At 62.0% G+C, this 14,762-nt stretch carries 15 protein-coding genes and 1 pseudogene; 6 read left to right on the forward strand and 10 right to left on the reverse strand.

Features of this window, described 5'->3' with window-relative positions; genetic code table 11:
• Positions 1–10: 10 nt before the first annotated feature.
• Entirely contained in the window at positions 11–436 is a 426-nt protein-coding gene (locus RE4_RS17435; RefSeq protein ID WP_019744256.1) for a DUF6314 family protein, read from the reverse strand.
• 104 nt (positions 437–540) lie between these two features.
• Between RE4_RS17435 and RE4_RS17440 the strand changes: the two genes are divergently transcribed.
• Positions 541–1,017 carry a MaoC/PaaZ C-terminal domain-containing protein gene (locus tag RE4_RS17440; protein ID WP_060939043.1) on the forward strand — a complete coding sequence of 159 codons (477 nt, stop codon included), beginning with the start codon at positions 541–543 and terminating at the stop codon, positions 1,015–1,017.
• 233 nt (positions 1,018–1,250) lie between these two features.
• Positions 1,251–2,039: a thioesterase family protein gene (locus RE4_RS17445; RefSeq protein WP_060939044.1), complete on the forward strand. Its 789-nt coding sequence runs from the start codon at positions 1,251–1,253 to the stop codon at positions 2,037–2,039.
• 23 nt (positions 2,040–2,062) lie between these two features.
• On the opposite strand, the gene RE4_RS17450 is transcribed toward RE4_RS17445, so the two are convergent.
• On the reverse strand, positions 2,063–3,733 hold the full coding sequence (locus RE4_RS17450) for an ABC transporter permease (protein ID WP_060939045.1): 1,671 nt from the start codon (positions 3,731–3,733) through the stop codon (positions 2,063–2,065).
• The gene (locus tag RE4_RS17455; RefSeq protein ID WP_020968998.1) at positions 3,730–4,665 is read right to left on the reverse strand and encodes an ABC transporter ATP-binding protein; all 936 of its coding nucleotides are present in this window, start codon (positions 4,663–4,665) and stop codon (positions 3,730–3,732) included. The genes RE4_RS17450 and RE4_RS17455 overlap by 4 nt, the downstream gene beginning before the upstream one ends.
• A gap of 68 nt (positions 4,666–4,733) precedes the next feature.
• Between RE4_RS17455 and RE4_RS17460 the strand changes: the two genes are divergently transcribed.
• On the forward strand, positions 4,734–5,228 hold the full coding sequence (locus RE4_RS17460) for a GbsR/MarR family transcriptional regulator (protein ID WP_019744262.1): 495 nt from the start codon (positions 4,734–4,736) through the stop codon (positions 5,226–5,228).
• A gap of 83 nt (positions 5,229–5,311) precedes the next feature.
• Complete coding sequence (locus RE4_RS17465) at positions 5,312–5,851, forward strand: RNA polymerase subunit sigma (RefSeq protein ID WP_041815731.1); 540 nt, start codon at positions 5,312–5,314, stop codon at positions 5,849–5,851.
• On the opposite strand, the gene RE4_RS17470 is transcribed toward RE4_RS17465, so the two are convergent.
• Genes RE4_RS17470 through RE4_RS17480 form a run of 3 tightly spaced genes read right to left on the reverse strand, consistent with a single transcriptional unit; the run spans position 5,848 to position 9,168 of the window.
• Positions 5,848–6,531, reverse strand: coding sequence for a MadR family response regulator transcription factor (locus tag RE4_RS17470; RefSeq protein WP_019744264.1), 684 nt, complete (start codon positions 6,529–6,531; stop codon positions 5,848–5,850). The two genes, RE4_RS17465 and RE4_RS17470, sit on opposite strands and share 4 nt — an antisense overlap.
• Positions 6,528–7,919 (reverse strand): MadS family sensor histidine kinase, encoded by a 1,392-nt coding sequence (locus tag RE4_RS17475; RefSeq protein ID WP_024487311.1) that lies wholly within the window; start codon positions 7,917–7,919, stop codon positions 6,528–6,530. Before RE4_RS17475 ends, RE4_RS17470 begins: the two co-directional genes overlap by 4 nt.
• Before the next feature lie 43 nt (positions 7,920–7,962).
• Positions 7,963–9,168 (reverse strand): iron-containing alcohol dehydrogenase, encoded by a 1,206-nt coding sequence (locus RE4_RS17480; protein ID WP_081098390.1) that lies wholly within the window; start codon positions 9,166–9,168, stop codon positions 7,963–7,965.
• Positions 9,169–9,588: 420 nt separating this feature from the next.
• Here RE4_RS17480 and RE4_RS17485 point away from each other — a divergent pair, with 420 nt between their 5' ends.
• Positions 9,589–9,951 carry an RNHCP domain-containing protein gene (locus RE4_RS17485; protein ID WP_020906849.1) on the forward strand — a complete coding sequence of 121 codons (363 nt, stop codon included), beginning with the start codon at positions 9,589–9,591 and terminating at the stop codon, positions 9,949–9,951.
• A 15-nt stretch (positions 9,952–9,966) separates the two neighbouring features.
• Positions 9,967–10,386: an RNHCP domain-containing protein gene (locus tag RE4_RS17490; RefSeq protein WP_060939046.1), complete on the forward strand. Its 420-nt coding sequence runs from the start codon at positions 9,967–9,969 to the stop codon at positions 10,384–10,386.
• On the opposite strand, the gene RE4_RS17495 is transcribed toward RE4_RS17490, so the two are convergent.
• The 4 genes and pseudogenes from RE4_RS17495 to mdo all read right to left on the reverse strand — a co-directional run bounded on the left by RE4_RS17495 (position 10,375) and on the right by mdo (position 14,744).
• Positions 10,375–10,722 carry a hypothetical protein gene (locus RE4_RS17495; protein WP_020968992.1) on the reverse strand — a complete coding sequence of 116 codons (348 nt, stop codon included), beginning with the start codon at positions 10,720–10,722 and terminating at the stop codon, positions 10,375–10,377. The genes RE4_RS17490 and RE4_RS17495 overlap by 12 nt on opposite strands.
• A 56-nt stretch (positions 10,723–10,778) precedes the next feature.
• Positions 10,779–12,304: pseudogene (gene madC / locus RE4_RS17500) on the reverse strand (MadC family VWA domain-containing protein).
• Positions 12,301–13,383: a MadB family AAA-type ATPase gene (locus RE4_RS17505; RefSeq protein WP_060939047.1), complete on the reverse strand. Its 1,083-nt coding sequence runs from the start codon at positions 13,381–13,383 to the stop codon at positions 12,301–12,303. The pseudogene madC and the gene RE4_RS17505 overlap by 4 nt, the downstream one beginning before the upstream one ends.
• Before the next feature lie 86 nt (positions 13,384–13,469).
• On the reverse strand, positions 13,470–14,744 hold the full coding sequence (gene mdo / locus RE4_RS17510) for an NDMA-dependent methanol dehydrogenase (RefSeq protein WP_003942095.1): 1,275 nt from the start codon (positions 14,742–14,744) through the stop codon (positions 13,470–13,472).
• Between the last annotated feature and the right edge of the window lie 18 nt (positions 14,745–14,762).

Consider the following 14,762-nt stretch of genomic DNA (forward strand, 5'->3'; position numbering starts at 1 on the left):
ATCGCTGCGATCAGGGCCGGGTGAGATGCGTGGTCATCGTGTAGTTCTTGCTCGGCCCCGTCACGGTCCAGACGACCGCCCAAGCCGATCCATCTACTGCAGTGACGTCGATTCGCCCGCGGTAGGTGTCCGCACCGCACAGGTGCTCGACTTCCTCCCCCGGCGCCCAGTCGTGGAACTCTCTGCCGTCTTCGAATGTCACGGCCCATTCGAGGCCGCGCTTTGCAATGAACAGAGTCCGGAACACTGGCAATTCCAGATCGCCGTCACGCAGAGTGCCACTCTCGTACCAGCGCATCCGACCGTCACCGGCGTCGGAGATAGTGGTCTCGCCGAAGACATGCTTGGTGGAACCGGAAAGGCGGTCGACGATGTCGCGCTCGAAGTGCCACGTTCCTGCCAGCGCCCTCGGCTCGATCTTCGCGTCGTCAACCATGTGACGATTCTAGTGACCCTGGACAAGGACTTGCGAAGGAGCCGAACGCACTGCGTGGAGTATGTTCCGAGTACACCCGGAACACGCAGGAGATTCACACAGACATGAACGATTCGGCCGCCCTTCACCAACGCACAGTGTTCGCCGAAGATCTCGAGATCGGCCAAGTGATCCCATTGGGCTCGTATTCGGTGACCGAAGAGGAGATCGTCGAGTTCGCAACCCAGTGGGATCCCCAGTGGTTTCACATCGACAAGGAAGCCGCCGGGTCCGGGGTCTTCGGCGGGTTGATCGCCAGCGGGCTGCACACCCTGTCGATCTGCCAGAAGTTGGTGGTCGACAGTCTCTACGACCAGTGGAACGTGATCGCCGGAAAGTCCATGCGCGACGTGAGCTTCCTACGTCCACTTCGCCCCGGTGACACCCTGAGCGGAAAGGTCACCGTCGACAACGTCGTGTTCGACAATCGCGCGCGGGGATTGGTCACCATCACAGCGAAATTGGTCGACGCACACGGCAATCGCGTTCTCGACGTAGTCACTGACGCCTACCTGCACTGTCGCCCGACTCGCGGACAGTGAATTATCGGTAAATTCCGCACCGCATTGTCTGAATTGCCGTACTTTCAGTGACGTTGCGACGCAACAGTACCCATCCCCGCAAACAGGAGTTCCTCACACATGAGCAGCCTCGGCGAGATCAATCCTCTCGGCATTCTTCAGATCCTCATCTACATGCTCTTCGGTGGGTCGTCCAGCACTCCCGAGTAGACCCTAGCTTGCCATAGCCATAGTCAGCACCTAAGGTGCTGGCTATGGCAATTAATAGTCAGGCGTCCGCGACGATAGCGCCGTCGACCGACGCAGCGTGTCATCACACCGAATTCGACTCCAGCTGGCGGAGTTTCGACGGCATTCAGGGCGGACTCGCCGTTGCACGGATGCTGCGAGTGGCTGCCGACGCGTCCGGAGCCGAACCTCTGGCAGTCACGGCGCACCTGGACCGCCCCGTCCCTCCGGGGCCGGCCGAGCTGACTGTCGACGATATGCGGGGCGGGCGGACCGTCAGTTGCCACGTCACGCTGACCGGTTCGGGATCCGCTCTCGTTCGGCTAGCCCGCGACACAGGAGGCACAACGATGTCCGCCCCTGTCGCCGAACCGACTCCGGCCGACCCGTCAACCCTGCCGCCGCTGGAGATCCCGGTGGATTTTGTGCCGTTCTCCCAGCACCTCGACATCCGGCCGATCAATTCCGCGAGGCCGTTCGCCGGTGGCGACGCCCCGGAATTCGACGTCTGGATCCGATTGCTCACAGACCTCGATTTCACGGCCCAAGAGCGCGCCGCGGTCCTTCTCGACGCGCTTCCGCCCGGATTGTTCGCGACACTGACGATGCCCGTGGCTATACCCACTATCGAGTTCACCGCGCATTTCACACCGGAGCACCTCACGGCAGATCCCCGAACACTGTCACCGTGGTATCGCCTACGCCACGGGACCGCCTGGGCGACAGACACTCTCTGTGTTGACGAATCCGAACTGTTCGACTCGACCGGACGGCTCGCTGCTCGGGCTCGACAGCTTCGTCGAATTCTGAGTTGAACTCCCAATTGAGTTCAGCCCTACTACCCCTGGAGGTCGCGACGACGGAACGCAACAAGCGATGCTGTCGAAAGCACTACTGCCACAACGATCATGGCCAGCAGCGGTAGAACTGTCACTGGCTCGGCGGGGGCACCCGGCACGTGGGTGAAGGGTGACAGATCCAGCACTACCTGTGGAAGCTTCAGCAACGTTCCGAGTTGCCCGAGCACGATGCATGCCGCCAAGATTCCCCAGGAGAGCGCCGACGCGTAGGTCGGAAACAGTCCGAAAGCCAACGACACCAACCCCACGACTACAAGCACTGCAGGTAGATAGGCCAAGGCAGCGCCTGTCATGCGAAGTGTGTTGCCGCCGACGTCGTCCGTGACGAGCCCGAAGGCAAATCCGGTGAAGGCACCCATCAAGACGTGCGCGAGGATCACCCCGCCCACAACCACACCCAGGTGGGAAAGCATCCACCTCCACCGCGACAAAGAGGTTGCCAGCAACGGTTCGAGCCGTCCCGATGTTTCCTCGCCCCGCATCCGGAGAAGACTCTGGACCGAATATGCCGCGATCACTATCGAGGTGAGACCGAGAGCAGTGGCCAAGTACGAATCCACCAGATCCGTACCGCCGCCACCAAGTTTCTCGAACATCTCCGCGGTCTGCTGCGACGATCCCACCATCGCGTCGATCTCGTTGCCCACAGCGCCGTAGGCGAACCCGAGAATGACAACGGCAAAGATCCACCAGAACATCGTCATTCGCTGCATGCGCCACGCCAGGCCCCAAGCCGACGGCAACCACGATGCTGCGGTCGGTGGGCCGGGCCGGGGCTGCACGAGCCCCGCTCCCTGATCACGATGGCTGATGAGAACAAACGCCACCATCACGTGCACAACCGCAAATCCGATCAGCAACAACAGGATCCACCAGGCATCGTCGTCGAAAGGTCTGATCTGTTGCGCCCATCCGATCGGCGAAAGCCACGACAACCAACCGCTCACCACGCGAGTTCCGTCGTCGACGACCGTACTGTTCACGTCGCCGATCGCGCGCAGCATGAAGGCAACACCGATCGCGGCACCCGCCAGACCGTTGGCCGTACGAGCACCGTCCGTGATCTGCGCAGTCACCGCCGCCACACCGGCAAACGCGATTCCGGTCCCACCTATCGAAGCACCCAACGCGAGCGAACCAACGACAGGCAAACCGACGGCGATCGATCCCAGGGCAATTCCCAGTGTCAGAACCACGTTCGCACCGACCGTGACAATCAGTGCGGAGGTCAGAAGCGCTCGCCGACCCACCACCGCAGCACCGATCATCTCGGCACGGCCGGTCTCCTCGTTCTGTCGTGTATGCCGAACCACCGCAAGGGTGCTCATCAATGCCGCCACCAACGCGAACACGAGCACCGACTGACTGGCGACTATCGCGCCCTGCGAATCGCCGGACACGATTCCGTTGGTCGCCAGCGCCACCGGCGATACCGCGGAACTGACTGCGATGTTTCGCAATTCCTCGGGGGTCGAGTACAGCCCGGTCACACTGGCGACGACGAGCAGCATGAACAGGACGATCGAGATGACCCACACGGAAAGCTGAATTCGGTCCCGTCGCAAGGCCAGCCGGACCAGTCGGCGTGTGCCGGTGAATTGACTTGCCGAGGCAGGTACCGGTGGAGCGGCCTCGACAGCAACGGTCATGGCCGTACACCGGTCTCGGCTCGCAGGTGGACCGAAGTCTCCCTGGCGCGCTCGTCACCGTAATGACGCAAGAAGAGTTCTTCGAGTGTCGGCGGAGTGGAAGTGAGCGCCACGATTCCGAATCCGACCAAGTACGTCATGAGTGGTCCGAGTTGCGCGCTGTCAACTTCGCAGGTGACGTGGTTACCGTCGATCACCGCGTCGTGGACACCGCCGAGCCCGTCGAGTCCGCCGATCTGGCGCTGTGTCTCCGCCGAGATGGACGTGCGCGTGAGATGCCTGAGTTCGGACAGCGTTCCCTCTTCCACCGTCCGCCCGTCGCGGATGATGCTCACGCGATCGCACAGCGCTTCGACCTCGGCGAGGATATGGCTCGACAGCAAGACCGTCTTTCCGGCGTGAGCCACCTCCTCGACGCAGTCCTGAAACACCGCTTCCATCAACGGGTCGAGCCCCGATGTCGGTTCGTCGAGTACGTAAAGGTCGACGTCGGACGAAAACGCCGCCACGAGTGCAACCTTCTGCCGATTACCTTTCGAGTACGTCCGCGCCTTCTTGGTCGGGTCAAGTTCGAAGCGATCGAGCAACTCGCTGCGGCGTTTTCGGTCCAAGCCACCGCGCAGACCCGCCAACAGATCGATAGCCTCCCCGCCGGTGAGGTTGGGCCACAGATTCACGTCGCCAGGCACGTAAGCGAGACGTCGATGCAAGGTAACAGCGTCTCGCCACGGATCGCCGCCGAGAACAGTTGCGTCTCCGGAGTCCGAGCGGAGCAGGCCGAGGAGCACCCGAATAGTGGTCGACTTTCCAGAGCCGTTCGGTCCCAGGAATCCGTGCACTTCACCTGCTGAGACTTCGAGGTCGAGGCCGTCCAGCGCGCGGGTGGTACCGAAGGTCTTGACGAGGCTTTTCACTGAAATTGCCGCACCCATGAATTTGACCGTACGCCGATTTCACAAATGTGTGAAGATAGAAAAGAAGAAAAGATCGAAGGGTTCCGATGACCGACACCAGCCACACCGTTGCACCGGACGAGAGCCGACATTTTGTCGAACGACTCTCACTCGTTCTGAGCGACATGGGTTTTCCGCCGATGCCTGCCCGCGTGTGGGCCGCGTTGATGACCAGCGAGACACCCTCGTCCACGCCAGGAGATCTCGGATCTCGGTTGGGAGTGAGCCCCGCCGCCATTTCCGGAGCAGTCAGATACCTCCAGCAAGTCGGATTGATCGAGCGAGTGGCCGTCCCCGGATCGAGGCGTCAGCACTACTGCGTCAGCGTCGACATGTGGGCCGACGCGTTTGTCACGAAACAATCGTCCCTCTACCAGGTCTCGGCAGTTGCGGACGAGGGCATTCGGGTCCTCGGTGAAGGCACTACGGCCGGCGATCGCATGGAAGATCTGCGCGACTTCTTCGACTTCATGGCCGCGGAAATGCCGCGCATGCTCGCGGACTGGCGCTCCCAGCGAAAAGACCGGACACCTGGAAGGTAACTTCAGGTTTACCCGCATTTTCGGTGGGGTACCTCAATTCTCGTTCCAGCATGATGAGGTGCGCTGTACCCGAGGAGTTGTTGATGAAGCTGTCGATCAGGGGCGCGAAGACTTCACCGACGCCACCCTCCGCACGAACCGCTTCACCCGAAACCTGTGAACAATCGATTTCCTTGAACCGCAACGCCGCCGGGGCATTCGCCGGCGATCATCACGCACTGTCGAAACTCCTGGCCCGATTGCACCCTCGCGTCGTTCTCTACTATCGCGCCAGGCTTCTCGGGACGCCTGTCGCAACATTCGCCGACGATCTCGCCCATCAATGCACCCTGGACGTCGTCACACGAATGTCCGAAACGATCTCGGCCGACACACGCATCGAGAACTTCGCCTACGAGTTGGCCTCGCAACGGATTGCGTCAATTCCCCAGTCACGCAACATCGACGGACAATTCAAACGCCCACGTCGCCTCACCGACGACCAACGTGAGGTCCTGGTATTGCGAATCGCAGTGGGTCTGACTGCCGAGATGACCGCGTCGACTCTGCGCACAACTCGATCGAGCGTGCTCCTCGTACAGCATCAGGCGCTGCGCGCCTGGGCGGTCTCCGAGCGGAGCTAGATCAGACCTTGCTTACTCGCGGCGTAGACGGCCTCTGCTCGCCGACTCACCTCGAGTTTGCGCATGATGTTGCTGACGTGGAACTTGACCGTGGTCGGCGAGATGAACAATCGCTCACCGATCTTGATGTTGGACAAGCCGTTTGCGAGCAGTCTCAGTACTTCGAGTTCACGATCGGTCAGTCGTTCTTTGGATGACGACTGCCCGTTGAGCGATCTGACGACAGCCGATGCGCTGCGAGAATCGAACGCACTCTCACCCCGCGAGACAGCCCTGATCGCACGCACCAATTCGGTGGTGTCGACGTCTTTGACGACATAGCCGCGAGCGCCCGCGTGTACCGCTCGCACCACCAGTTGATCGTCGAGAAAGGTGGTGAGAACCAACAGTCCGAGCCCGGGATGCGCCGTAGACAACTGGCCACAAAGGGTCAGTCCCTCGTAGTCGGAACTGGCGGATAGTTTCAGATCCATCAAGACGATGTCCGGGCCCACCTTGTCGACCACGGCAAGCGCCTCGGCGAGAGACGAAGCCTCCCCCACGATCTCGAGGTCGCTTTCGCGCTCGAGAACCGAGCGGAGCCCTTGCCGCAAAATTGCATGGTCGTCGACCAGGACGATTCGAACCAATCCCTGAACCGGCGATGCTCCGCGGGTGATGACGGGACGCGCAGTGGTCATGATTCCTCGCTCTCGATTTCAGTGGTGGAGCAAAGATTGTCGACATCCGCCTGGAGCGGAAGTGCCTGTGGCAGTGGTAGTGGCAGTCGCACGAGAATCTGAATTCCACCGATCCGCGCGCGCCGAACTTCGAGCGCACCACCCAACTCGAGAGTTCGTGTCTGCATGTTCGCCAGTCCGCGATGACGGCCGTCGACGTCGTTGGTGGCTGCGAGTTTGAGGATCAGACGCATCCGCGCAGGGTCGCCGTCACCGTCGTCGGAAACCGACAGCAGCACCGTATCCGCTCGATAGGTCAACCGCAGGACCGCTCGACTCGCATGGGCATGCACCGCAACATTGAACAGCGCCTCCCCCGCGATCCGCAGAAGAGCGTGTTCGGCATCGCCTGGAAGCTCGGTCGGGGTGCCGCCGACGCGAACGCTGACCGCCAACTCGTCCGGCATGTGAACCACGCCGAGCTGCTCGAGCATCTCGGGCAGCGACGTCCGGTCCGCGTCCGAGGAATGATTGAGCGCGTAGATCGCCGAGCGAAGCTGCTCGACCGCCCGCCTGGTCAAATCCTTTGCCAAGTCCAGTCTTTCACTGCGTTCCGCCTCCGGGATGTCGCTCCGGCAGACCTCGATCTGCATGCCGGCCGACAACACAGCCTGTGTCACGCTGTCGTGAAGTTCGCGGGCGATCCGGTGCCGTTCGTCGTCGACCACCTGGTGCCGGTGAGCCACTCCGAGTTGACGCTGCGTGGACTCCAATTCGCTGTTGCGCACCGCGAGGTCGGCTGCAGTGCGATTGGCCTCCGCATATGCGTCTTCGGCTCGTTCGAGCAGTAGTTGTCCGCGCTGGTAGAGCGCCGAGTTCTGCAGGGCCACAGCAGTCTGGCTGGCCAGAATGCTGAGCACGGCTCCGTCCGTCGTATCGAGCGTCCGGTTGGCCGGCGTCCAGGCAGCAAAGGCGCCGACCACACCGCCGCCGAGTACGATCGGCACAAACGCATAGTGAGCGTCGATCACCGAGTTGGATTCGATTCTTCCGCACCGGATGTCGTCGAGGCATTCGACGACGTCCTCCGGAAGTGGTGGCCCCTCGACGTTGTCGACCAGAAAAGGGGTAGCGTCCGGGCCGAGAACCAATCGCCGTGGTCCGGCGTCGGGCAATGTTCCGTCGGCCAAGGCGAAGACTATCCAGTTGGCACTCAGATGAGCACGGGCAGCTTCCGCCACCGCACAGACGAGGGTTTCCGGTCCCTCGACGGTTCGCACCAAAGCCCGCGAGATCAATTCCAACGCATGTACGACGCGTTCGAGGCGCTCGGCCGCACCGCGGTACTGCGGATAAAACGAACTCTTACCCGAACGTAATCCGGTGAGTCGCGACAGGTCCGCGGTCATCGTCTGCACCGCATCACCCTGCACCGCATCACACTGTCCCTCTTCACAAGGCACCTCGGAACAACGCCACCATCTGCTCCTGCGTCGCTTCCCTGGGATTGGTGGACATGCAGGCGTCGAGCAACGCGAAGCTGGCAAGTCGAGTGAGGTCTTCCTCGCGAACACCCAACTCCCCCAGCCCCTTCGGGACCCCAACCTCCCGGGCGAGACGTTCGACCCGGTCGGCCACCGCCAGCGCTGCTTCCTCCGGGGTGCCGTGCTGTTCAGGAAGGCTCAGTGCCGCAGCGATGGCAACAAAGGGGGCAGCATCCGTCGTGGAATTGAATCGGATGACGTGGGGCAACAGAATTCCGTTGATGACGCCATGTGGCAGATCAAGCATGCCGCCCACCTGATGGCTCATGGCGTGCGCGGCTCCGAGTATCGCGTTGGTGAACGCCAACCCGGCCTCGAGACTCGCCTGCGCCATCACCGATCGAGCTTCCATCTCCATCGGGTCCTGGATCGTGTGCACCAGATTCTCCGTTACGAGGCCGACCGCGCGGAGCGCGTGATGATCGGTCAACGGATTGTGCGCCAGTGAGACAAAGGCTTCGATTCCGTGCGTCAGTGCATCCAATCCCGTTGCTGCATTGAGCCACTCGGGCATCGTCGTGAGCAACCGCGGATCGATGACCGTCACATCCGGCACCAGGGCACGGCCGATGATGGTGATCTTGGTGCCGCGGGTCGTGTCCGTGACGATGCAGAACTGCGACACGTCAGCGCCCGTTCCGGACGTGGTGGGAACCATCACCAACGGCGGGATCGGTTTTGTCGCCTGATCGACACCCTCGTAGTCGAGTATGTTGCCACCGTTGGCAGCGAGGACGGCTACACCTTTAGCCGCGTCGATGACGGAACCGCCACCGAGCGCGATGATGACGTCGCACTCGCCTTCCTGGTACACCTCGAAACCGGCCGCGATCTCGAAGTCCTTGGGGTTGGGCGTCAGCCCTGACCACACTGTCGCGGTCAAGCCCTGCTCCGTGAGATGGTCCTCGAGTTCGCTGACCCACCCCGCGTCGATCAAGCCGGGATCGGTGACCAGAAACGGGCGGAACCCGCCGAACCGCAGAGTCGCGTGTGCTGCCTCGACCAGGGAACCGATACCGAAGACGATCTCGGGGGCGTGAAATTTGACCAGTCGAGCAGCAGTGCCGCGGCGATGAACACCGTGGTTCACAGCATCCGGATATGCCACGGACACGACCCCACTCTCCTCTCGCGCGGCACCGAGATCACCGCTTCGCGAATTCCCAGCTCGCTCGCCCGAGCACCAACTGGTGTGATCCACCTTACAAGTGCTGGCCCCGAGCCTACGCGGACAGCAGTCGGGGCACACCCACCGAAGGAGAGGCACTTACCTACCCGTTCGGGCAGGTAGACGTGGCCGGAAAATAGATGGCGCGGCAATCAGGTCCCGTTGTACTTTCGGTTCTGGCCAGAGCGGCCCGTAGTACCGATCCAGAAGGTGTTTATGACCCAGCCCGCGCCGAGCGCGCCTCTCGCCCCTGCACTGCCGGCAACCTCGAGGGTCACTTGCTGATCCCCGAAACGACGGACTGACAGCCGCGAGGCCACTCGGCCTGCTCCTACCTGCTTTGTTCACTCAGCTAGGAGTTCTCCAGTGCCTCAATCACACAATTCCATCTCGAAAACCGACACCTTCTCGTGCATTCAGTGCGGACTCACCGTCATGACCTACGACCCCGATGGTGATCGCCGAAACCACTGCCCCAGTTGCCTGCATTCCCGACACCTGTTCGACCAGGTGGAAGGTGGACCGTCGGACTGCGGAATGCGGATGGCCCCCATTTCGATCGCGGTGCTGCGAAGCGGCGATTGGATGATCATCCACCGCTGCGCACAGTGCCTCGAACTCACCTCCAACCCCGTCAGCCGTGACGACAACCAGTTGTTGTTGATGAGGATGGCGGTGCGGCCGCTCGCACAACCACCCTTCCCGCTCGAAGCCTTCGGCGACTTGTGAGGGGTGAGAAAGCAGATGCCACGTAGGAATCCCAGCACCCGCGCGCGGCGGGCACCGCAACGGACCAAGCACGTATTGCACGGAATCGGCGGCGAACAAGGATCGAGCTTCCGTTGTCTCACATGCCGTTTGGACATTTCCACTGCGGTCCCGGGTACCGCACATCGGAACCACTGCCCGAACTGTCTGGCAAGCCGCCACGTCGATGGTCGCGTTCCGGGCGACCGAGCACAACAGTGCAGAGGTGCCATGGCGGCGCTGTGCCTGTCGGTCCGGCAGGACGGTGAGTGGATGCTCGTTCACCAGTGCATCGAGTGCAATACGTTGAAAGTCAACAGGATCGCCGGCGACGACAACGCCCTGGTCTTGCTGCGGTTGGCGCTACGCCCGTTGGCGGATCCTCGACTGGGCTCGCGCGCGTTGCTAGCGCTCTGATCGATCGTCCGGCGTAATCGCGCGGTCCTGCGCGCGATTGCGCCGGACGAACACCACGAACACGATCCCGGCAAGCAAGCCGACCGCCGTCGGTCCGAGGACCAGTCCCGAATACAGCCACGGGGCAGGTTCTGCCGGAAAGAGGTCCATGAATATGGGTCCGGTGTATGTCGGCTCGGCAAACGGCTCCCGATAGGATCCGCCGGTGAGAATGTGAGGTGATGCCAACGAGTTCCACCACCACTGAAACACGCCGAGCGCCACCAGCCCACACACGGCGCCGAGCACTGTCAGCGCCGCGATCGGTCGCCAGATCGATCCCCTGATTTCGGACATGAGATCAAACTAGTTCACGACGGATCGCGCAGTGACATCGGTGAAGTGCAGTGACATCAGCGAAGTGCGTGCCCCAGTTCAGCGGCCTTTGCCATCAGTTGCGCGGCATCTCGGGCAACAACAACCTCGTCGCAGATCTCCGAATACTCCGGCATCGCGCACGACGCCTGGTTCCAGTAGCGCTGAGGTTCAGGCGTGATCCAGGCCAGACGGTGAACCTTGCGTCGTAACTCTTCCAACTTGTCCACCTGTGGGGGCAACCCGTTGCACCGACCGTCGCCCACGATGATGACGGACGTCCGTGAGTTCAAGGTGTTTCCGTGCTCGTCCAACAATTCTGTGAGCACTCGACCGTAATCGCTGCTGGCTTCCAGATCCAGACCCGGGTGCGCAAGTACCGCAGCCAGTGCGCCGTCACCGCTACTGGCGAGAAGGGTGTCGGTCACGTCGACCGGACGATCGACGAATGCGAGGACTTCACAACGATCTGCCCGGCGATGCATTGCCTGAGCCAACCGCAGAGTGAACGCGGTGATCGGGCGCACGGACAGCGACACGTCTGCGACGAGAAGTAGTCGAACACGATCGGGGCGAGGAGCTTTCACGACCAGGTGGAAGGGAATTCCGTCGGTGCGCAGACTCGAACGCACCGTGCGTCGCATGTCGAGATGTCCACGAGAGCGCTCCCGGGGCCGTGGTCTGGACGGTCCTCTCATCCGCCGAAGCACCTCGTGGCACGCGAGTTCGATGTCGTTGTGCGTTGCGCCCGCAGCAGATTCGCTGTCGGGCGCATCGGGAGCGCTTTCGGCGAGTGCAGCGGCCGAGAGTGCTTGCACGAACGCTTCGACCGCCTCGACGAGCCGGTTCAGTTGCGCCTGCGTCAGCGGCCCGTCGTCGGAGACGTCCGCATACGCTTTGCTCGGGTCGTATGCATCCAGCCAGGCGAGGATCGACGTCGGATCGTCCCAGGACAACGAACCGACGACTGCTGCAGCAACACTGGTACTCAGGTCACCGACCACTGCCGACGCGGCACGATCCACGTCGACGGTGTAGCTGACTCCCCGTCGACCTGTCTCCGAACCGGTATCCACCGACAGTTCCGCATCGCTGGACGTCATCGACACATCGTCGTCGTCCTTGTGTGCGGGTTGAACCCCTTCTCCGCTTCCGGAGTCTCGAAGTAGTCGCCGACCTCGGCTGCACGCTCGTTGTACTCGGCATACCGGCCTACTTCTTGATCCTCGTCGATCCCCAGCGCGGTGGGCAGACCGTCCGCCACCTCGGCGCGCGAAGCCACCCGCTCGGCGTGCGCTTTGCCTGCGGCCGGCCGGAACAGCGCGTCGAATGCCCGATCGAAACCGGCCTGTTCGTGAGAATACTTGGCGCACACAGCCCGAAGACATGCTCGCAACGTCTCACGATCCGAAGCTCCGACCATCGCGAGTACACGCCGAACCTCGATGACCTCGGCCGGTGACGCGGAAACTCCGGCCGCCCTCAGCAATCGGCCGAAACTCGCGGACACCACGTCGAGAACAAACGACGGTTGCCACACGGCGAGGCCACCGAGCGTCGTCATCGCGTCGAACGGATTCCGCTGCTGCCGCGGATTCCCTGTTGATGAGGGTCACGTCCACCCGTGCCCCGGAACACGGCCGTCGTCGTGTTGGCGGGTTTGCTTGCCACCGTGGATCGCTCGATCGGCTCGCCACCGTCACGCGACGGTGATTCGAGACGCTTTCCGTCGAATCGTTCCTTGGCCAGCGTCACATCCGACGAGTACTTGAGCAACGCCGTGAGCAGGATGTCGCGCACCTTGGCGTCGGAAGCGGTGTCGAATCCGTTGGCGGCGAGCACTGTCGCCGCTCTGGCCGCGTCGATGACCTCCGAGATGGACGGGCTCTTGCGCAGCGGGAGATCACGCAAGATGCGAGCCAATTCGACAACCTCGGTGGCCGTAGCCGCATCCACCTCCGGCGCTCGGGCCGTGACGATCTCGCGTTCACGCTCCGACGTCGGATAGCCGAGATGGTAATGCAGACAACGACGCTTGAGCGCGGGTGAGAGCTCGCGGGTGTCGTTGGACGTCAGGATGACCCAGGGCTGCGAGCGGGCCACGAACGTACCGACCTCGGGAATGGTGATCTGCTGTTCGGCGAGAATCTCCAGGAGCAGTGCTTCCATCGATTCCTCGGTGCGGTCCACCTCGTCGACCAGAAGCACTACCGGATCGGGTGAGAGGATCGCTTCGAGCAGCGGCCGGACGGACAGGAAGTTCTCGGAGTACAAACCGAAATCCTGATCGGCCAGAAACTTGGACGCTTCGGCGACGCTGTCGAATTCGGAAACCTGATCACTGATCCGGTCGCGAAGCATCTGCACGTGCAGGAGTTGCTTCGCGTAGTCCCATTCGTACAGGGCCCGATTGTCGTCGAGCCCTTCGTAGCACTGCAATCGCACCAGTTTGCGGTCCCCGATCGCAGCCAGAGACTTCGCCAGTTCCGTCTTGCCGACACCGGCCGGCCCTTCGAGCAGGAGCGGACGCCCCAACGCCGTCGCCAGATGAACGACTACCGCGAACTCGTCATCGGCAATGTAGTCCTGCTCTCGCAGAGCATCTTTCACTTCGATTCCGCTGGAGAAACTGCGACCGGACATGGAATACCTTTCGATAGGGGCACAGCCCCTGTGCGCGCTCGAGGAGTCTCTGGACTCCTTAAGCGCGCACGGGGCCGAAGGCCCTGCTAGAAGTACGACTTGTTGATCGCGTGATCGACAACCGGGATCATCGACTCCACAGTGACCTCACGGGGGTTACCCGGGGTGCACCAGTCGTCCTGAATGTGCTCGGAGATGGCGCGCACAGTCTTCTCGTCACCCTTGATGACATCACCACGACCCTCGTACTTCTTGGTGTTCATCTGGTTCTTCGCGTACGAGTCTGTGCGAACCTGCCCGAAGTTGTCGGGGATACCGACGTCCTTGGCCAGACGAATGGCAGCCTCGACGGCAGCGTCCGCGGCCTGAACCGTGGTGAGGTTGCGAGTGTCGACACCGAGTGCGCCGGCCAACTGGGCGTAGCGCTCGTAACGCGAAGGCAGGTTGTACTCCCACACACGCGGCAAGGCGATGGCGTTGTTCAAACCGTGGTGGCTGTCGAAGAATGCACTGACCGCGTGCGAGATCGAGTGAACGATGCCGAGGCCACCGGAGTTGAAGGCCTGTCCGGCAATGTACTGCGCGTTCATCATTCCCTCGCGGGCCTTGAGGTTACGCGGCTCGAAGACGGCCTCGCGCAGGTTCTTCGCGACCAACTCGACCGAGTAGATCGCGTTACCGAGCGAAGGCGCGAAATCGAGACGAGAAACGAAAGGCTCACTGCCGTGTGCGAGTACGTCGAAGCCGCAGTACGCGGTGAAATGCTGAGGGCAGGTGTAGTAGAGCAGCGGATCGTCGATCGCCAACGTGACGATGGTCGCCTCGTCGAAGCCCACCCACTTGTGCGGGTTGTTCATGTCCGAGGTGTCAGTGATGACGTATGCCCACGACGTCTCGGATCCCGTTCCAGCCGTGGTGGATACGGCGATGTGCGGCGGGTTCTCCTTGTTGGTGGACTTGGCGAAGCCCTCGAACTCGTTGATGTTGCGACCGTCGTGTGCGATCACGACGCGAGCACCCTTGGCGGCGTCGTGGCTCGAACCACCGCCGATCGAGATGATCGAGTCGCACTTCTCCTTCTGATAGAGAGCCGCGGCCTCCATGACGTTGTAGTCCTTGGGATTCGACTCGACCTTGTCGTAGAGCACGACCTCGACACCCTGGTACTCGATCTTGCCGACGAGTTCCTCGATGATGCCCGAACCGCGCAGACCGGTCGTCATCAGAAGGGTGCGTTTGAAGCCGAGATTCTTGGCCTCCACACCGATGATGTCGTGAGCGCCCACACCCATCAGGGCGCGCGGGAAGGGGTGGAACTCCTTGATCGGAAAGTCCCAGATCTGGTTGAGCTCGATAGCCATCGGTATCTCCTCATGGAT

Origin of the sequence: Rhodococcus erythropolis NBRC 15567, from assembly GCF_001552595.1 — a bacterium.
Classification (GTDB): domain Bacteria; phylum Actinomycetota; class Actinomycetes; order Mycobacteriales; family Mycobacteriaceae; genus Rhodococcus_F; species Rhodococcus_F erythropolis.